The 17645-nt window shown below is 73.1% G+C and carries 17 protein-coding genes and 1 pseudogene; 10 read left to right on the top strand and 8 right to left on the bottom strand.

Annotated features, from left to right (window positions below; all coding sequences use genetic code 11):
* On the bottom strand, positions 1-459 hold a 459-nt coding region (locus tag E1264_RS15745; protein ID WP_243710952.1), incomplete at its 3' end, for a sigma-70 family RNA polymerase sigma factor.
* Positions 460-652: 193 nt separating this feature from the next.
* On the opposite strand from E1264_RS15745, the gene E1264_RS15740 reads away from it, so the two are divergent.
* The 3 genes from E1264_RS15740 to E1264_RS15730 are packed head-to-tail and all read left to right on the top strand — an operon-like array spanning position 653 to position 4004.
* Positions 653-1861 (top strand): fused response regulator/phosphatase, encoded by a 1209-nt coding sequence (locus tag E1264_RS15740; RefSeq protein WP_243710951.1) that lies wholly within the window; start codon positions 653-655, stop codon positions 1859-1861.
* Positions 1861-3570 carry an ATP-binding protein gene (locus E1264_RS15735; RefSeq protein ID WP_207935944.1) on the top strand — a complete coding sequence of 570 codons (1710 nt, stop codon included), beginning with the start codon at positions 1861-1863 and terminating at the stop codon, positions 3568-3570. Before E1264_RS15740 ends, E1264_RS15735 begins: the two co-directional genes overlap by 1 nt.
* The gene (locus E1264_RS15730) at positions 3567-4004 is read left to right on the top strand and encodes a response regulator (RefSeq protein WP_132174061.1); all 438 of its coding nucleotides are present in this window, start codon (positions 3567-3569) and stop codon (positions 4002-4004) included. Before E1264_RS15735 ends, E1264_RS15730 begins: the two co-directional genes overlap by 4 nt.
* Here the strand turns inward: E1264_RS15730 and E1264_RS15725 are convergent.
* Positions 3988-5196, bottom strand: coding sequence for a PP2C family protein-serine/threonine phosphatase (locus E1264_RS15725; protein ID WP_132174059.1), 1209 nt, complete (start codon positions 5194-5196; stop codon positions 3988-3990). The genes E1264_RS15730 and E1264_RS15725 overlap by 17 nt on opposite strands.
* A 104-nt stretch (positions 5197-5300) precedes the next feature.
* On the opposite strand from E1264_RS15725, the gene E1264_RS15720 reads away from it, so the two are divergent.
* The 3 genes from E1264_RS15720 to E1264_RS15710 all read left to right on the top strand — a co-directional run bounded on the left by E1264_RS15720 (position 5301) and on the right by E1264_RS15710 (position 7549).
* A complete protein-coding gene (locus E1264_RS15720; protein WP_132174057.1) occupies positions 5301-5774 on the top strand; it encodes a MarR family transcriptional regulator in 474 nt (157 codons plus the stop codon).
* A 153-nt stretch (positions 5775-5927) separates the two neighbouring features.
* On the top strand, positions 5928-6776 hold the full coding sequence (locus E1264_RS15715) for a L,D-transpeptidase (protein WP_132174055.1): 849 nt from the start codon (positions 5928-5930) through the stop codon (positions 6774-6776).
* A 113-nt stretch (positions 6777-6889) separates the two neighbouring features.
* Positions 6890-7549: a choice-of-anchor P family protein gene (locus tag E1264_RS15710; protein ID WP_132174053.1), complete on the top strand. Its 660-nt coding sequence runs from the start codon at positions 6890-6892 to the stop codon at positions 7547-7549.
* A 102-nt stretch (positions 7550-7651) separates the two neighbouring features.
* Here E1264_RS15710 and E1264_RS15705 read toward each other — a convergent pair whose 3' ends face one another.
* Positions 7652-8092, bottom strand: a complete 441-nt coding sequence (locus E1264_RS15705; protein WP_243710950.1) for an ATP-binding protein — start codon at positions 8090-8092, stop codon at positions 7652-7654.
* Between the two features lie 183 nt (positions 8093-8275).
* Here E1264_RS15705 and sepF point away from each other — a divergent pair, with 183 nt between their 5' ends.
* The 4 genes and pseudogenes from sepF to E1264_RS15685 all read left to right on the top strand — a co-directional run bounded on the left by sepF (position 8276) and on the right by E1264_RS15685 (position 10649).
* On the top strand, positions 8276-8401 hold the full coding sequence (sepF, locus tag E1264_RS15700; protein WP_132174049.1) for a cell division protein SepF: 126 nt from the start codon (positions 8276-8278) through the stop codon (positions 8399-8401).
* A 73-nt stretch (positions 8402-8474) separates the two neighbouring features.
* The gene (locus tag E1264_RS15695; protein ID WP_132174047.1) at positions 8475-8783 is read left to right on the top strand and encodes a hypothetical protein; all 309 of its coding nucleotides are present in this window, start codon (positions 8475-8477) and stop codon (positions 8781-8783) included.
* Between the two features lie 75 nt (positions 8784-8858).
* Positions 8859-9822 (top strand): annotated as a pseudogene (locus E1264_RS15690) (ATP-binding cassette domain-containing protein).
* Positions 9819-10649, top strand: coding sequence for an ABC transporter permease (locus E1264_RS15685; protein WP_132174045.1), 831 nt, complete (start codon positions 9819-9821; stop codon positions 10647-10649). Before E1264_RS15690 ends, E1264_RS15685 begins: the two are co-directional and overlap by 4 nt.
* On the opposite strand, the gene E1264_RS15680 is transcribed toward E1264_RS15685, so the two are convergent.
* From E1264_RS15680 to E1264_RS15660, 5 genes are all read right to left on the bottom strand, one after another.
* Positions 10631-13732, bottom strand: coding sequence for a BTAD domain-containing putative transcriptional regulator (locus E1264_RS15680; protein WP_132174043.1), 3102 nt, complete (start codon positions 13730-13732; stop codon positions 10631-10633). The two genes, E1264_RS15685 and E1264_RS15680, sit on opposite strands and share 19 nt — an antisense overlap.
* Before the next feature lie 74 nt (positions 13733-13806).
* A complete protein-coding gene (locus E1264_RS15675; RefSeq protein WP_132174041.1) occupies positions 13807-14847 on the bottom strand; it encodes an LLM class flavin-dependent oxidoreductase in 1041 nt (346 codons plus the stop codon).
* Positions 14848-14958: 111 nt separating this feature from the next.
* Complete coding sequence (locus tag E1264_RS15670; protein WP_132174039.1) at positions 14959-15804, bottom strand: LLM class flavin-dependent oxidoreductase; 846 nt, start codon at positions 15802-15804, stop codon at positions 14959-14961.
* Between the two features lie 60 nt (positions 15805-15864).
* The gene (locus E1264_RS15665) at positions 15865-16860 is read right to left on the bottom strand and encodes a pyridoxal-phosphate dependent enzyme (RefSeq protein WP_207935943.1); all 996 of its coding nucleotides are present in this window, start codon (positions 16858-16860) and stop codon (positions 15865-15867) included.
* Between the two features lie 94 nt (positions 16861-16954).
* Positions 16955-17494, bottom strand: coding sequence for a hypothetical protein (locus tag E1264_RS15660; RefSeq protein ID WP_132174035.1), 540 nt, complete (start codon positions 17492-17494; stop codon positions 16955-16957).
* Positions 17495-17645: the final 151 nt, after the last annotated feature.

Below are 17645 nucleotides of genomic sequence, written 5' to 3'. Positions count from 1 at the left end.
GTGCAGGCGTACGCGCAGGGCGGCCGGTGAGCAGCCGACGACGCGGGCGGCGTCGCGCGGTGTCAGGCCCTGCCAGGCGACCAGGATCAGGATCTCCCTGTCGCCGTCCGGCAGCGCCGCCATCGCGCGGACGACGGCGAGGCGTTCCGCGACGTCCTCGGCGATGTCGCCGGTGGGACGGGCCGTCCACCGCCCGAGCTCGGCGGTGAACGACTCGCGCCGCACCTCCGCCCGGTGACCGTCGCGCAGCACGTTCCGCGCGACGCCGAGCAGCCACGGCAGTGCCGGGTCGGGGACGTCGGCGAGCCGCCGCCACGCGATGGCGAACGTCTCGCTGACCACCTCGTCCGCGGCCTGCCGTCCGGCGCGGGCGGCGGCGTAGGCCCACACGCGCTGGCGGCACTCGTCGTAGATCGCGGTGAGGCGCCGTTCCCGTTCCTCGTGTGCTTCGTCTGCCACCGCCTGCTTCTCCGTCCGTCCGGGGTCGGGTGTTCGCGTCACCAGGTAGTGGCCGGGGGAGGCCCATCGTTACGCATGAACCCCGAGTGACGATCGAGAGAAGTACGTTAAGACCGGCAAGGCTCCGTTTCGGGGGGTTCCATCCCTCTAATATTTGCCCAACGGCAAGCGACGTCGCCAAGGGAGCTGAGAGATGACCGCGATGCACAGTCGCGGCGCCGAACGGCTCCTCGGCGTCGCCGGGTCCCCGCACCTGCTCCTCGTCGAGGACGACCCGGGCGACGCCTTCCTGTTCGAGGAGCTGCTGACCGAGGCGCAGCCCGGCGTGCGGATCACGGTCGCGACGACGCTCGCCGAGGCCCTCGAGGCGCTGCGGCCCGAGATCCGGTGCGTCATCGTCGACCTGGCGCTGCCGGACGCGGAGGGCCTGGACGCGTTGCGGCAGGTCCGCGGGCACTCGCCGGACGCCGCCGTCCTGGTGCTGACCGGGCTGGCCGACGAGCACCTCGGCGTGGAGGCCGTCGCCGCGGGCGCACAGGACTACCTCGTCAAGCAGGACGTGGACGGCGCGCTGCTCACCCGGGCGATCAGCTACGCGATCGAGCGCAAGCGGGCCGACGAGTCGGAGCGGCAGCTCGTCGAGGCGCGGGCGCTGAGCAGGGAGAACGCACGGCTGGAGCGCGGGCTGCTGCCCGTCCCGATCCTCACCGACACGACGCTGCGCCACCACACCCGGTACCGTCCCGGACGCGACCGCGCGCTGCTCGGCGGCGACTTCCACGACACGGTCGAGACCGCCGACGGCGCCGTGCACCTCGTGATCGGCGACGTCAGCGGGCACGGCGCGGACGAGGCGTCGCTCGGGGTGCGGCTCCGCATGGCGTGGCGGACGCTCGTCCTCGCCGGGCACACCGGCGACCGGCTCCTGGACACGCTCGACGCCGTCCTGCAGCACGAGCGGTGGGGCGAGGAGATCTTCACCACCGTGTGCATGCTGACGATCGCGCCCGACCGGCGCACGGCGCGGCTGTACCGGGCCGGGCATCCGCGCCCGCTGTTCTTCGGCCCGGACGGCGTGGCGGCCGTCCCGGAGGAGCCGCGCGGCCCCGCGCTCGGGCTGATCGGGCTGATCCCCGGCGTGGAATGGCCCGCCGTCGACCTCGAACTCGGCGACTCGTGGAGCCTGCTGCTCTACACCGACGGCCTCATCGAGGGGTTCGCGGGCGACGGCGGCGGGTACCTCGACCTGTCCGGCCTGGTGGAGCTGGCGACGGCCGCGCACGGCGACGGCCGGCGCGGCGACGAGCTCGTGGACGGGCTCATCGCGGAGGCGGAGCGGCTGAACGGCGACGTCCTGTCCGACGATCTGGCCGTCCTGCTGCTGAGCCGGGGAGACGGTTGATGCCCGGCGACCTTCGGGGAGGCGCATCGCCGCCAGAGCCCGGGGCGTCACCGAAGCCGCCCGGCACCGGCGGGCCGGCCATCGTGCTGCCGGCGGCGGACGTTCCCGAGGGGCGCGGGATGGGCCGGATCCGGCTCGTCCAGATATACCGGATCGGGTCGATCGTGCTCGGCCTGCTCCTGCTGGTCGCGTTCGCGCAGACCGGGTCGGCGCTGTACGAGAACAACGAGGCGCGGGACGTCCTGATCGACCAGGTCGACCCGGCGGCGCTGGAGCAGTTCCAGCTCTCGGCGGCGGTCAGCGCGCAGGACACGGCCATCCGCGAGTACGCCATGGACGGCGGCCCGGAACGGCTCGCCGACTACCGCGCGGCGATCGCGCAGGAGGCGGCGTCCGCGGCGCGGATGCGGCGCCTGCTGGCCGGCGTGTCCGGCGGCGCGGACGTCGTCCGGCTCCTGGACACGGCGATCGCCGATTCCCGCGCGTGGCGCTCGGCGTTCGCCGACCCGGTCGCGGCCGGACCCGGCGGGCAGGGCCTCCGGCCCGAGCAGAGCCGGCTGTCGCGGCGGCTGCTCGACCAGGCGCGCCGCGACATGACACCGCTCCAGGCCGGTCTCACCAGGCTGCACGACCGGACCGCCGACCGGCTGCGGTCCCGCGCGGCGGCGGTGATGTGGTCGATCGGCGCCGCGCTCGCCATCGTCGTGCTGGCCGGGCTCGCGCTGACCGTGCTGATCCGGCGGACCGTCCTGATTCCCGTGTCCACGCTGACCGGACGCGTCCGCGCCGTGGCGCAGGGCGACTTCGGGCATCCGCTGGACGTCCCGGGCCCGTCCGAGATCAACGAGCTCGCCGCGATCATCGACGCGATGCGCCACCGGATCATCGACGAGTGGCGGGCGACCGTCGAGCAGACGAGGCTGCTGGACGAGCAGGCGGAGGAGCTGCGCCGGTCCAACGCGGAGCTGGAGCAGTTCGCCTATGTGGCGAGCCACGACCTCCAGGAGCCGCTGCGCAAGGTCGCGAGCTTCTGCCAGATGCTCGAACACCGTTACGGAGACCGGCTCGACGATCGCGGACGCCGCTACATCGAGTTCGCCGTCGACGGCGCCAAACGCATGCAGGCCCTCATCAACGACCTGCTGAGCTTCTCCCGCGCCGGGCGCCTGACCGACCTGGAGGAATCCGTCGACCTCAACGACGTCGCCCGGCGCGCCCTGGACGACCTGGCCGCGCTGCGCGAGGAGACGGGCGCCCGGGTGGACGTCGGCGACCTGCCGGCCGTGCCCGGCGACCGCGCCCAGCTCGTCCGGCTCTTCCAGAACCTCGTCGGCAACGCGATCAAGTTCCGCCGGCCGGACGAGCCGCCCCGCATCACCATCGACGCCCGGCGGGCCGGGGACGAGTGGGAGTTCCGCTGCGCCGACAACGGCATCGGCATCGAGCCCCGGCACGCCGACCGGATCTTCCTGATCTTCCAGCGGCTGCATCCGCGCGACCGGTACACCGGCACGGGCATCGGCCTCGCCCTCTGCAAGAAGATCGTCGAGTACCACGGCGGCCGGATCTGGCTCGACACCGCCGCCGCCCCCGGGCCCGAGGCCGCGGGCACCACATTCCACTGGACGTTGCCGGTCCGGAAGCGGAACCCGGCGGCCCTGACCGCCCCGCTCACGGACACGACACCGACGAGGGACGACACGCCATGACCGAAGCGCCCCAACCCATCGAGGTCCTGCTCGTGGAGGACGACCCCGGCGACGTCCTGCTGACCGTCGAGGCGTTCGAGCACAACAAGGTCCGCAACACGCTGCACGTCGTCAACGACGGCGAGCAGGCGATGGCGTTCCTGCGGCAGGAGGGCGAGTACGCGGACGTCCCGCGCCCCGACCTGGTGCTGCTCGACCTGAACCTGCCCCGCAAGGACGGGCGGGAGGTGCTCGGCGAGATCAAGGCGGACACCGACCTGCGGGCCATCCCCGTCGTCATCCTGACCACGTCCGAGGCGGAGGAGGACATCCTGCGCAGCTACCACCTGCACGCCAACGCCTACGTGACCAAGCCGGTCGACTTCGACCAGTTCATCTCCGTCGTCCGCCGGATCGACGACTTCTTCGTGACGGTGGTCAAGCTCCCCCGCTGACCTGCGCGTCGTCGCGGCCGGGCCCGCCCGCGCGGCCCGTCCAGTCGAGGCAGACGACCACCGCGTCGTCGGCCGGTTCGGCGTCCTCGTGGAAGTCGAGGAAATGCCGGATCATGGTCCGGACGGCCTCGGGCGGCTCCTGCATCCGGGTGGCGCGCAGCGCCCGCGCCAGCGCCGACCGCGCGAACGGGACCCCGGCCGGGGACAGGGCCGCGTGCACGCCGTCGCTGATCACCACCAGCCGGTCCCCCGGCTCGACGGTGAAGTCCTCCATCGCGTAGGGGGTGTCGCCGAACATCCCGAGCGGCATCTGCGCGTCGAACCCGATGCTCTCGGCGGCACCGCCCCGCAGCCGGAAGATCATCGGCGAGCCCGCGTCGACCACGCGGACCCGTCCGGTCGCGAGCTCGAAGTCGAGCAGCAGCGTGTCCACGTGCCGCTCGCCGCGGTGCCGGGCGAACAGCGTCTCGTCGGCGAGCGCCGCCTGCTCGACGAGGTCGGCGCCGGACCGCCGCGCGTTGCGCAGCGCGCTGATCGCGAGGTGGGTGAGCACGGCCGCGTCCGTTCCCGACCCCATTCCGTTGCTGACGGTCAGCGTGAGCTTTTCCTCGGACGCCGCCCAGTCGAAATTGTCGCCCCACACCGCGTAGGCGGGTTCGAGCTGCCCCGCGAAATGGAATTCGGCGGCGTCGCAGGACGACGCGGGCAGCAGTTCCCATTGGATCTCGGCGGCGAGCGTCAACCGCGTCCGCCGCCGGATGCGCCGGAACAGGTCCGTGCCCTGGTTCGCCATCTTCAGAGCCCGGGAGACGACGACCGCGAAATCCTCCAGCCAGCAGGGCCCGCCGTCCGGGAGGCTGACGGTCAGCACGCCGAGGCGCTCGCCCTGCACGGTCAGCGGCAGGTGGACGCGGCGCGCGCCGTCCTCGCGCGGCGCTTCCCGGACGATCCGCTGCGACGCGAACGCCCGCCCGGGAAAGGTGTTGTCGACCGGCACGTCCGGACGCCCCGGGACGGTCGGGACGAGGAACGCCTGCCGGTAGTCGATGAGCAGGATGCGGGTGTCATCCCCGTTCGCGTACTGCCCGACCAGGCCGTTCGCGACCTCGGCCAGCCGGTGCGGGGCCGCCGCCCAGATGGCTTGCTCGATGGAGCGGAACTCGTCTTCCGCGGGTCTCTCAGAGGTGCTCATATCGGCACGGACTCCTTTCTGGAGGGGGTTGGACGCCGCCGGCGGGCGGCGGGCCTGCCGTCGCGGGATGCCGTCGGGCGATGTGGTGTGTAACAGTGGGAGCCATGGTGGGGACGTCGGGTGACGGCGCCGCGGAATCCGCGGCGGCGCTCGACGATGCCGCGTTCACCCTGATGGACGTGTGGTCCCGTGCCCACAACGCGTCGGATGTGCCGGTTCCGTCGACGCAGCTCCGCGCGCTGTTCGTGCTGGAGCGCGGGGCTGTCAACGTCAGCAATCTGGCGGGCGAGCTGGGCGCGCTGGTGTCGTCGGCGAGCCGGCTGTGCGACCGGCTGGAGGCGTCCGGACTGCTGACCCGCGACCACGGCCGGGACCGGCGCGAGGTCACGGTGCGGCTGAGCCCGGACGGCCAGGCGCTGCTCGACCGGCTGCGGCGGCACCGCCGCGAGGAGCTGACCCGCGTGCTCGCCTCGATGCCGGCGCCGGCGCGTGCCGCGCTGCTGTGGGGGCTCACCGAGTTCCACGAGGCGGCCTCCAAGCCGGAATCCGAGGGCGATTCCTTCTCCATGCCCGCCTGAGCGATCCCTAAATATCCGTTTTTCTCCAGACGTTCCCGCCGTGCGCAGAGCTTCCAATAATTCGGAGAATAGTGCCATTTCTTCGGACGGAGGCGGGCTCGATTTCGGCCATTTCCATTGCGCACTCTCCAAGCAGCAGTAACATCCCGCCTCATGGCGATTCAAAAAGCCCCGCGGCATTCTCGCCGCGCCGTTCCGACCGCCAGGGACCCGGTCCCGGCGGCGGCGCGCATGATTTCGGCGGTCGCCGTCGTGCTGGTGCTCGGCGCCTGCGGAGGCTCGCCCCACGGCGCCGCGTCCACCGGCTCCGCCGCCGGTCCCGCCCGGAGCGAGGGCGCTACGGGCGCGTCCAAGGTCCCCGAGGCGACCACGTTCACCACCGTCTCCGGCGCGCCCAAGGACACCGCACCGGGCGGCGCCACCGACGGCCTGGTCGTGCATCCGGACGGCCCGACCCCGGTGTTCGACCGTCCCGGCGGGCGCCGCGTCGCCACGCTTCCCGCCGAACAGCTCGGCGGCCCCACCTGGGTGCCCGTCGTCGAGAGCTCCGGTTCCTGGCGGCGCGTGCTGCTGCCGTCCAGGCCCAACGGGTCGAGCGGCTGGATCACCGGCGACGGGCTGAGCACCGCGCGCACGCCCTACACCGTCCGGGTCGAGCTCGCGAAGCGGCGGCTCACGCTGCTGAAATCCGCCCGGAAGGCCGGGCGGTGGACGGTCGCGATCGGCGGCCCCAAGACCCCGACGCCACAGGGCCGGACGTTCCTCCTGGCGACGCTCGCCCCGGCCAAGAAGACGCCGAGCCCCCTCGTCCTCCCGCTCGGCACCCACTCCGCCACCCTCGACACCTTCGGCGGCGGTCCCGGCACCGTCGCCCTGCACGGCTGGCCCGACACCTCCGTGTTCGGCAAGGCCGTCACGCATGGCTGCATCCGGGTGCCGAAGGACGCGCTCCGGACGCTGTCGCGCGTCCCGCTCGGCTCTCTGGTCCTGATCACCGCCTGAGCCCGGCCCTTCAGCCCGGGCCCCTGAGCCCGGCCCCTTAGCCCCGCTACAACCGGCCGACCGGCGACACGGCGGCCGGACCCGTCCCAGATGTCAAGAATCGGAGAACGATCATGAGTTACAGCCATGCGTCCAAACGCCTCGCCGTCACCGGCCTGCTGGTGACCGGCCTGGTCGCCACCGTGACCCCGGCGACGGCCGCGGCTCCGGTCGCCGCCGCCCCGCGGCCCGAGGGCTCCGCGTACGGGCTGGCGGTCGACGGGCCGGTCGCGGTCCCGCCGCTGCCGTCCGTCTCGTCCGCCGCCGGGCCGGTCGGCAAGAGCCTGGCGCGCGAGGCCCACACCAAGCTGGTGAACGCGTCCGCCCTGGACGTTAGCGCGTCCTCGACCCGCGCCCGCTCGACCGTCGCGCACCTGGCCGTCCCGCCCGCGCAGCTGCTGGCCAGCGCCGTGTCCGCGGAGTGCGACGGCGGGCGGGGCTCCGCCCACCTGACCCGCGCCGCCCTCGCGGGCAAGCGCCTGGACGCGTCGCCGCCGCCGAACACCACCGTCCCGGTCGACGTGGACGGTCTCGGCCGCGCCTCGCTGATCCTCAACAAGCAGCAGCGCATGGCGGACGGCCGGCTCGCCGTCACCGCGATGGAGCTGCGGCTGCCGCTGCCCGGGAGGGCGTCGACGGTCCGGGTCGCGTCCGCGATGTGCGGCCGCGCCGCGGTCCCGGCCGAGGCGCCCGCCCCGACCCCGGTGAAGCGCGACCTCCCCGTCACCGGCTGACGGACGGACGCACGACGCGACGGCCCGGCGGATCGATTCCGTGCGGGCCGTCGCCGTGCGGGCCGTCGCCGTCAGACCGCCGCCTGCCCGCCGTCCGCCCCGTCAGCTCGCCAGCGACTTCTCGAAATGCACGATCGCGCCGTCGTGGTGCACGCGATCGGCGATGCGCAGCTCCTCCGTGAACGCCCGCATCAGCTGGAGACCCCGCCCATGCTCGGCCAGCAGCGCCTCCTGCGCGTCGTCCCAGCTGACGGGCTCGGGCTGGACGGCCTCGGGCTGGACGGCCTCGGGCTGGACGGCCTCGGGCTCCTCGCGCGCCGCACCCCCGTCGATGACCTCGACGACGCATCTCGTCCCGTTCATCCGCGCCCGGACCTCGTACTCCATGCCGTTGGCGGCGTGCTGGATGACGTTCGCGCACGCCTCCCCGAGGGCGAGCGAGATATCGGCACGGATCTCGGAGGCGACTCCGAGCCCGCGGAGCGAGGCGTCGAGCGTGTGCCGCACCAGCGGAGCGCTCTCGGCGTTCCTCGGCAGGGTCATTTCGAGAACGACCTCCATGCCAATCGCCTCCGTTCCTCTAGCAGCCAGATTTCCCGTTGATCTCCAAGGGAAACTCCGGCCACCGGAAAACCCGCCCGACCAGCACGTCCCCGCCGCCATTCGAGGCGAATTCCGTGGCCGGTGGCCACTTGACCCCCGGCGGCGGGCGGGCACACTGGGACGGTGGTCCTGACGGACGTCACGGACGCCGAGGCCAAGCAGATCGTCGACTTCGCCACCGGCCTGGTCTTCGGCCCCGGCGGCGCCATGGACCGCGTCGACCGCGAACTCTTCCTCCTCCAGCCCTGACTTCAGCCTGCCGAACCGAAGACGGGCTTTATGCATCTATTCCTCCGACGTGGTGTTCGCCAGAGGAGGACCGGTGTTCCGTTCAGTTCCCGTTGTGGTCGGCCTTACGCTCGGTGCCGCGCTGCTGGTCTCCGGCTGCCAGAGCAATTCGTATTCCTGCCGTAACGGCCAGTGCCATGTGACGGTGTCGGGCGCCGACCAGTCCATCGAGGTCGACGACACGAACGTCACGGTCTCCGAGATCACCGCGGAGGGCATGACGGTGTCCGCCGGCGGCTCGGCCCCGGCGACGATCGCGGTGGGCGAGAGCGCCCAGGTGGGCGGCGTGACGATCAGGGTCACCTCGGTGGAGGGCGACAAGGTCAAGTTCGACCTGAACTGACCGGCATCGGCCCCTGCCCCCCGCCGGGTGAGCGCTGTGAGCGGTTTGTGAGCGCCGCGCGGCAGCCTTCGGGGCATGAGCTACGCGTTTCAGGCCGATGGCCTGGTCAAACGATTCGGGAAGACGACCGCGCTGGCCGGGGTGGGGCTGGCGGCGCGGCCGGGCACCGTCCTCGGCGTCCTGGGCCCGAACGGTGCAGGGAAGACGACCGCAGTACGCATCCTCGCGACGCTGCTGCGCCCCGACCGCGGCCGGGCGGAGGTGTGCGGGCTGGACGTCGTCCGCGACGCGGCCCGGGTCCGGGAGCTGATCGGCCTCACCGGCCAGTACGCCTCCGTGGACGAGGACCTCACCGCGCGGGAGAACCTCGTCCTCATCGGGCGGCTCCTCGACCTGCGCAAGGCGGAGGCGCAGGCCCGCGCCGCCGAGCTGCTGGACCGGTTCGAGCTGACCGACGACGCCGGACGCCGCGTGTCGACGTACTCGGGCGGGATGCGGCGCCGCCTCGACCTGGCCGCCAGCATGATCGGCCGTCCCGCCGTGATCTTCCTGGACGAGCCGACGACCGGCCTCGACCCCCGGCAAGCGGGAGGAGGCGTGGCGGCTGATCCGGTCGATGACGGACGGCGGCGGCACCGTCCTGCTGACCACCCAGTACCTGGAGGAGGCCGACGCGCTCGCCGACGAGATCACCGTCATCGACCGCGGGACGGTGATCGCGTCCGGGACGCCCGCCGAGCTGAAGCGGGTCGCGGGCGGCCAGACGATCACCGTGCGGCCCCGGGACCCGGGACGGCTGATCGAGGCCGCGGCGATCCTGAACGCGGTGTCGGGACGGGACGCCGAGTCCCCCCGCCGGGACATGATCTCCGTGCCGGTCCCGGGCGAGGACGGGGAGCGGGCGTTCGCCGAGGCCGTCCGCCGCCTGGAGGCCGCCGGGATCGGCGTCACCGAGCTGTCGCTGCGCCTGCCCAGCCTGGACGAGGTGTTCTTCACCCTGACCGGCCACCGCACCACCGAGGCGGAGGAGGCGGCATGACGGACACCACCCTGGACACGGGCAACGCGACCGCCGCCCACGCCGACGACGCGCACCCGAAGCGCCGCTACAGGCTGATGCGGCACAGCCTCGTCCTCGCCGGACGCAGCCTGACGAAGACGAGACGCAACCCCGGAGTGCTCACCGACGCGCTGTTCATGCCGATCCTGTTCCTGCTGCTGTTCGTGTACCTGTTCGGCGGCGCGGTCTCCGGCTCCACGCAGGAGTACCTGCAGTACGTGTTTCCGGGCGTGCTGGTGATGACGTTGCTCCTGGCCGGGATGCTCTCCACGGGGCTCAGCATCAACGTCGACGTCAAGAAGGGCGTGTTCGACCGGTTCCGCAGCCTCCCCATCGGGCGGTCGGCGCCGCTGATCGGTGTCGTCCTCGGCGACCTGATCCGGTACGTCGTCGCGGCGGCGGTGCTGTTCGGCACCGGCTACCTGCTCGGCTTCCGCGCCCAGACCGATCTGCCGTCGGCGCTCGCCGCCGTGGCCCTCGCGACCGCGCTCGGCTTCGCGCTGAGCTGGATCAACGTGCTGATCGGCGTCCTGATCAAGGAGGTCACGGTCGTGCAGACGGTGGCGTTCCTCGGGATCTTCCCGCTCGCCTTCGGCACGAACATGGTCGTCCCGACCGGCACGCTGCCGGGCTGGCTCCAGGCGTGGGTGAAGGTCAACCCGGTCAGCGACGCCGTGGTCGCGTCGCGCGGCCTCCTGATCGGCGGCCCGGTGGCGGAGCCCGCGACCATGACGCTGCTGTGGTCGGCCGGTTTCCTCGCCGTGTTCGGCCCCCTCGCCGTCTACGCCTACCGCCGGCGGAGCTGATCGTCCAGCAGGGCGAGCGCGCCCGCCACGTCCAGGCGTCCGCCCCGCTCGTAGGCGGCGCGGAAGGCGCGCTCCCCCAGCGCCCGCCGCAGCCGGCGGGTCACGAGCACGACATCGGGATTGAACGCGTCGGGCGCGCCGCGCAGCACGGCCGCCGCCCCGAGCACCCGCGCCGCCACCTCCGGTTCGGTGCCGGCGCGCAGCCCGGCGAGGGCGATCCCGGCGACGGCGGCGATCGGCATGTCCGGCCCGTCGACCGCGAGATCGAGGGCCCTCCGCAGATGCTCGCGCGCCACGCCCAGGTCGCCGTCTCCGATCGCGAGCTGCGCCATGCCCGTCTCGTACAGCGACCCGTACTGCGGATACGACGGGACGCGCCGGAGCTCGCGCCCGGCGGCGCCGTAGTGCTCGCGCGCCTCGTCCACGTCACCGGCCTGCCGCGCGAGGTCGCCCAGGGCCAGCCGGACGGACACCAGGTGGCGCGCCTGCGTCCCCGCCCCCGGCGCGATCATCGCGGTCAGCTCGTCCCGCGCCCGCCGGACGTCGCCCGACCGGGCCCTGGCCATCGCGAGCATCACCCGCTGCATGCCGGTGTTGTCGCCCTGGTCCAGGCCGCGGAGCAGCTCGATCGACTCCTCCAGCCCGGCGATGGCGGCGTCGAACTCTCCCCCGACGATCTGCGTGTCGGCCAGGAAGACGAGCGCGAGCGACAGGCCGACCCGCTCTCCCGCCTCCCGGAACCCGGCCACGGCGGCGGCGATGTCCCGGTGGGCCGCGTCCATCTCGCCGCCGTTGCCGTTGAGCATCGCCCGCATCAGGTGCAGCGCGGCCCTCGTCCAGGGGTCGCGCTCGGGCAGGCGGCGGTCGATGGCCGCGACGCCCCGCGCCGTGTCGTCGGTGAGCAGCGCGACGGCGGGCTCGATCAGCGCGGCGAGGGGATGCGCCGAGTCCCGGCCCTTCGCCCCGATGAACGGGTCGTCGCGGGCGTCGCCGCCCGACATGACGGTGTTGAACAGGTAGCCGCCCAGCGCGATCGCCTCCGCGTCGTCCGGGACGGGCCGCCGCCCGCGGCGCGGAGCCTCCAGCGCGAGCCGCAGCCTCCGGGCCGCCTCGGCGTGGTCGCCGAGGATCATCCAGAACGTGGCGAGCGCCGCCCCCAGCCGGACGGCGGACCCGCCGTCGCCCGCGTCCACGGCATGGTGCAGGGCCGCGACGAGGTTCTCGCGCTCGGCCGCGAGCAGGAAGAACCACTCCAGCTGCCCGGGGCCGCGCAGGTGCGGCTCGGCCCGCTCCGCCAGATCGAGGAAGCACGCGACATGCTCGTCCCGGACCCGGTCCAGCTCCCCGGCCTCCGCCAGCCGCTCCCGCCCGTACTCGCGGATGGTCTCCAGCATGCGGAACCGCGGCTCGGCCCCCTCCACGACCTCCAGCAACGACCGGTCGGCCAGCGAGTCGAGCACCTCAAGCGCGTCGGGCGCGCCGGTCACCCAGGACGCGGTCTCCGGTGTGATCGTGCCGGGGAACACCGACAGCCACTCGGCGAACCGGCGTTCGGCGCCGTCCAGGAGGTCCCAGCTCCACGCGACGACGGCGCGCAGCGTCCGGTGCCGGGACAGGGCCGTCCTGCTGCCGCCGGACAGGACCCGGAACCGGTCGTCCAGGCGGGCGGCGAGCTGGTCCAGCGACATCGAGCGCATCCGCGCCGCGGCCAGCTCGATCGCCAGCGGCAGCCCGTCCAGGCGGCGGCATATCTCCCCGGCCACGCCCGCGCCGTCCTCGCCGTCCGCGCCCAGCGCGAACCCGGGCCGGACGGCCGCCGCCCGCTCGGCGAACAGCTCCACCGCCGACGACGCCAGCGCGTCCCCGCCCGGTTCGGGGACGTCGAGCGGCGGCACCGGGCACAGCGCCTCCCCGTCGACACCCAGCCGCTCCCGGCTCGTCGCGAGGACGCGCAGGCTGGGGCAGGTGCCGAGCAGATCGTCGGTGAGCCGGGCGGCGGCCTCGACGACGTGCTCGCAGTTGTCCAGGACGATCAGGGTCTCGTCCGCGGACAGCGCCTCGACCAGGTGCTCCGTTCCGTCCCGCAGCCCGAGCACGTCCGCCACCGCACGCGGAACCTCACCGGGGTCGCCGACCGCCGCCAGCTCCACCAGCCACACCCCGCCCGGGAACCGCCCGGACAGCTCCGCGCCGACCGTCGTGGCCAGGCGCGTCTTCCCCGAACCTCCCGGCCCGACCAGGGTGACGAGCCGTCCCTCCCAGAGCCGCCGCGCGATCCAGGCGCGTTCGGCCTCCCGCCCGACGAAGCTGGTCGACGGCACTCTCAGGTTGCCGCGCGCCTTCCCCTCCGCGCCGCGCGGGACGGCCCGCAACACGGCCAGGTACGCGTCCTGCAACTCCTGCCCGGGATCGGCGCCCAGCTCCTCGGCGAGGCGGCCCCTGAACTCCTCGAACACCGCGAGCGCCTCCGCCGACCGCCCGGCCCGGTGCAGGGCCTCGATCAGAAGGGCGCGCGGCCGCTCCCGCAGCGGATGCCGTGCCGCCAGCTCCTCCAGCTCAGCCGCCACCCGCATCGGCTCAGCGCCCGTGGCCAGCTCGGCGGCCACCCGGTCCTCGGTCGCCGCGAGCCGGAGCGCCTCCAGCCGCACCGCCGCGGCCTCGGCGAACGGGATGCCCGCGGCGTCCGCGAGCGCGTCGCCCCGCCACAGCTCAAGCGCGCTGGTCAGCCGCTCGGCGGCGAGCTTCGCGTCCCCTCCGCGAAGCGCCCTGCCGCCCTCCGCCGCCAGCCGCTCGAACCGGGGAGCGTCGACGTCCTCGACGTCCAGCGCGTACCCGCCGGGCACCGACCGCAGCCGCCCGGACGGCAGCACCCGCCGCAGCCGCGACACGAGCGCCTGCAACGCGTGCACGCGATCTCCCGGGCCGCCGTCCGGCCACAGCGCCTCGACCAGCGAATCGACCGAGACCGTCCGCCCCGCCTCCAGCGCCAGCCGGATCACCAGCACCCGCAGCCGCGCGCCCCCGATCGCGACGTCCCGCCCCCGGTCCGTCACCGCGAGCGGACCAAGAATCCCAACGCGCACCCCTCAACTCTGCCACGCGGCGCTGGTCAGGCGGACCAATCCTGAAATGGACGATCCGTAGCGTTCGGGGTCCTTCAGATGAGGAGTTTCGCCAGCCGGGCCATCTCGGTGGGTGGGTCGATCACCGGCTGGATGAGCAGTTCGTCGATGCCGGCCTCTTGCAGGGTGGTGATGCGGGCGCGGAGGTCGTCGTGGGTGCCGACCAAGGCCAGGGCGTTCATCAGCGAGGGCAGGATCAGGTCGCGGTCCTGTGGTGCGATGCGTCCGAGGTAGTTGGGATAGAGCCTGGTGTACCGGTCGGGCGCGTCGGCGGTGGTGCCGCGCCGGGCCAGCAGCCGCCGCACCGCCTCGCGTTCGGCGGGGCCGAGCTGGTCGGCGAAGGCGGGTGTGTCGGCGGCGTAGGCCAGCAGGGACAGGACGAGGTGGCCGGTCGCGTCCCGGGCCGCGTCGCCGTGGGGGTCCTCGTCCTCGTCGAGGATGTGCAGCGCGGTGACCACGTAGGAGTCAGTGCGGGAGCCGGGGTCGCGTACGGCGTTGCGGCGGGCGTCGTGGAGCCTGTGCCAGGCGGTGGCGTCCAGCAGGCCGAAGGAGATCAGGCCGGTGCCGCGGCGACCCGCGACGGCGGCGGCCTTCGGCCCCAGCGCGGCCACGACGAACTCGATCGGGTCGACCGTGTTCGCCTGCGCCCCCGCGTGCAGGAAACGGGCGTCGCGGACCCGGCTGCCTTCGCGGTACTCGATGGTGCGTCCGGCGCATAGGTCCTGCAACGCGGCGGTGAAGGTCTCCATCGTGGCCGCCGGGGTCGGCGGCATGCCCAGCGTGCGCCGCGCGGTGTTTCCCGTCCCGATCCCGCAGATGATCCGGCCCGGCGCCAGCGCGTTGAGGCTGGCGAATCCGCTCGCGGCGGCCGGGGCCGAGCGCAGCTCCGGTGAGGTCACGCCGATGCCGAGCCTGATGCGGCTGGTGGCCTTCGCGCACAGGCTCAAGGCGACGAAAGGGTCGCCGTGGACCATCGGGGTGTCGTTGACCCAGAAACTGTGGAGGCCCAGCTTCTCGGCGTGGACGGCGAGGTCCTCCACACCTGGCTGGGCAGTGACCACGACCCCTGCACGCATCGAAACCTCCTAGTAGGCGGATCGCAACGTGCTCAGCTTGACAGCCCCCGGTTCTCAGGCGTCTTCAGCGGGCGGCGTGCGGCCCGATCACCGTGTCTGTGCAGGCCTCGGTTACAGGATGTCGGCCAGGCGGTCGACCTGGGTGGGATCGAGGCCGTAGCAGTAGAGCATGACCTCGTCGGCTCCCAGGTCGGCGAAGGCGGTGATGGCGTCGCGGATCTGGGCGGGGGTCGTGAGCATTCCGGCGGCCATCCGGTCGGGCACGCCGGTGAACGCGTAGTACTCGCGCATGTTGGCGCGGGCGTCGTCGATCACGTCCTGGGGACCGAGCGCGACGTTGACCTGCACGACGAGGCGGGGCTCGCCCTCGCGGCCGTGGTCCTTCCAGAGAGCGCGGACGGCGTCGAACAGCCCGCCCGCCCTTGACGGTGCCGCGGACGCGAGAAACCCGTCGCCCCAGCGTGCGACGCGTGCGAGTGCGGCGCGCCTGAAACCGCCGAACAGCACCTCGGGACCGCCGAGGCGGGCCGGAGCGGGGCCGATCGGGCCGGCCTCGTCCCCGTACCGCTCGCCGGACCAGATGCGTCGCATCACCGCCATCTGCTCGTCCAGGCGCCGGCCTCGGGTGCGGATGTCGACGCCCGTGACCTGGTGGTCGTCGTCCCGGCTCCCGACGCCGAGGCCGAGAACCAGCCGGCCGCCGGTCATCCGGTCCAGCGTGGCGGCCTGCTTGGCCAGCAGGGCGGGCTCGCGCAGCGGGGCGAGCAGCACTTCGGTCTGGACGCGGACCCGGGACGTGGCGCCTGCCAGAACGGCGAGCGCGACCAGGGGTTCAGGGTTGTGGTAGACGAGCCGGTCGAGCAGGCCGAGCGTGCTGAATGGCCCGGCGTCGGCGCGTCGCGCCCAGTCGAGCAGGACGGCCGGGTCTCCGATGGGCAGCCCGATACCGACGTTCACGAGCAGGACCTCCGAGGGGAAGGGGCGAGGGACGGCGTTCTGCTCAAGGGGTGAGGCGGGTCATCGGCGGCTGGTGCCTGCGGATGGTTCCAGCACCCATTGGGCGAAATCGGCGGGTTCCACGTTGCTTCCGCACAGGATGGTGGTGACGCGGCGTCCGGCGAACCGCTCGGGCTGCTCCAGGACGGCCGCGATCCCGAGCGCCGCGGACGGTTCCACGACGAGGCCCGCGTGCTCGTGGAGCGCGCGCATGCCCGCCTTGATCGAATCCTCGCCGACAAGCGTCATGTCGTCCAGGACGACGAGCAGGTCGTCCAGGACCTCGGGGATCGGGCAGCGCCCCGCGGCCCCGTCCGCGATCGTCTCGATGCGGTCGGTCTCGACGACCGTGCCCCGTCGCCACGACAGCGACATCGCGGGCGCACCGGCGGGCTGAACTCCGATCACCTGCGCGTGACCGGCGAGCGAGCGCACGACGTAGCCCACCCCGCTCGCCATCGCGCCGCCGCCGACGGCCACGAGCACGACATCGAGCGCCGGATCGTCCCGGACGAGCTCAAGGCCGATGGTGGCGGCGCCTTCGCAGGTCGCCAGGTCCAAGCTGTCCTCGACCAGGTAGGCGCCCTCGGTCTCCGCGATCTCGCGCGCCAGCAGCCGGGCGTCCTCGATGTCCTCGCCTTCGAGCCGCACCTGCGCGCCGAGGTCGGTGATCCGGCGCAGCTTGAGCGGGTTGGCGGTGCACGCCGCGACGACGGTGACGTCCAGGCCCCGTCGCGTGCCGCTGTAGGTCAGCGCCTGCCCGAGATTTCCGGCGCTCGCGCACACCATTCGCGACGCGCCTTTCTCGCGGGCCGCGGCCACCACCGTTTCGGCGCCGCGCCCTTTAAAGCTTCGCACCGGATTGAGCGTCTCGATTTTCAGCGTCATCGAGCATCCGAGCGCCCGGCCGAGCGGCGCGCACTCCAGCGCCGGTGTATCGAGGAACAAAGGGTCGATTTCGCCGACCGCGGCGCGAATCCGATCGAGCCGGAGCCGAACACGATCGAGATCACTCACGCCGCCCAGAATGCCACGCCGCGCGCCGGCTACGATGCGCGCCCTCCCGGTTACCGCTCCCAGGACGGCGGGCGGCGCGCGGCGGCGGGGACGGTCAGCGGGTGAAGGTCAACGCGGCGGCGTTCGACGTCAAGCTTCGGACGCCGCCGAGTCCGCAGAGGCCGTTCTGAGTCGCGATCACGGGCGCGGCGGTGATGGTGTCTCCGGCCATGACGCCGCGGTCGATGTGGGCCGACAGCCCGAGGTCTCCGCTGGTGGGGTCGGTACTGATCACGAAGGTGACGTGGCTGGTGCGTCCGGTGTTCCACTCGATCGCCGTTTCGCCCGCGATGCGCAGCGGCGCCGGGGAGCAACCCTCGGCCTCGGCTCCGGGCGTGCCGTTGACCTGGCCCGACAGGAGCCGCGGGTGGCTGTTGTTGGGCGAGTGGCAGCTCGCGATCGTGGCCACGCCGTCGGCGTCGACGGTGGTGAAGTCCAGCGGCGGGGTGAAGTTGAACTGGAACGCGGCGGTGCAGACCAGGTCGACGTCCTGGGCGTGGGCCGCGGGTGCGGGGACCGCGAACAGCCCGGCCGCGGCCAGGGTGAGGGCGCCGAGCATGGTTCTGGCCGGGGTTCGCGCGCATGCTGCTGCCATGGACATGGCGGCTCCTTGGAGGGTGGGGGTGATCGACTCGCGTCCTCGGAATCCGGCTGGTCATGACCACGCCGGACTCCGTGTGCAGTCAGTCAATTACGCGGAGTGTACGCATTGACAGTGGCGAAAGAGCCATATGTCACCACCACCC

The sequence above is a fragment of the Actinomadura sp. KC216 genome (assembly GCF_004348535.1).
Classification (GTDB): domain Bacteria; phylum Actinomycetota; class Actinomycetes; order Streptosporangiales; family Streptosporangiaceae; genus Spirillospora.
The sequence above is the reverse complement of the archived record's forward strand: the minus strand, read 5'-3'. Positions and strand labels throughout refer to the sequence as shown.

What these genes read in the sequence shown, in the direction of transcription:
- E1264_RS15740 (WP_243710951.1), top strand. Translation starts at nt 653, where the DNA reads ATGACCGCGATGCACAGTCGCGGCGCCGAACGGCTCCTCGGCGTCGCC.
- E1264_RS15735 (WP_207935944.1), top strand. Translation starts at nt 1,861, where the DNA reads ATGCCCGGCGACCTTCGGGGAGGCGCATCGCCGCCAGAGCCCGGGGCG.
- E1264_RS15730 (WP_132174061.1), top strand. Translation starts at nt 3,567, where the DNA reads ATGACCGAAGCGCCCCAACCCATCGAGGTCCTGCTCGTGGAGGACGAC.
- E1264_RS15725 (WP_132174059.1), bottom strand. Translation starts at nt 5,196, where the DNA reads ATGAGCACCTCTGAGAGACCCGCGGAAGACGAGTTCCGCTCCATCGAG.
- E1264_RS15720 (WP_132174057.1), top strand. Translation starts at nt 5,301, where the DNA reads ATGGTGGGGACGTCGGGTGACGGCGCCGCGGAATCCGCGGCGGCGCTC.
- E1264_RS15715 (WP_132174055.1), top strand. Translation starts at nt 5,928, where the DNA reads ATGGCGATTCAAAAAGCCCCGCGGCATTCTCGCCGCGCCGTTCCGACC.
- E1264_RS15710 (WP_132174053.1), top strand. Translation starts at nt 6,890, where the DNA reads ATGAGTTACAGCCATGCGTCCAAACGCCTCGCCGTCACCGGCCTGCTG.
- E1264_RS15705 (WP_243710950.1), bottom strand. Translation starts at nt 8,092, where the DNA reads ATGACCCTGCCGAGGAACGCCGAGAGCGCTCCGCTGGTGCGGCACACG.
- E1264_RS15685 (WP_132174045.1), top strand. Translation starts at nt 9,819, where the DNA reads ATGACGGACACCACCCTGGACACGGGCAACGCGACCGCCGCCCACGCC.
- E1264_RS15675 (WP_132174041.1), bottom strand. Translation starts at nt 14,847, where the DNA reads ATGCGTGCAGGGGTCGTGGTCACTGCCCAGCCAGGTGTGGAGGACCTC.
- E1264_RS15660 (WP_132174035.1), bottom strand. Translation starts at nt 17,494, where the DNA reads ATGGCAGCAGCATGCGCGCGAACCCCGGCCAGAACCATGCTCGGCGCC.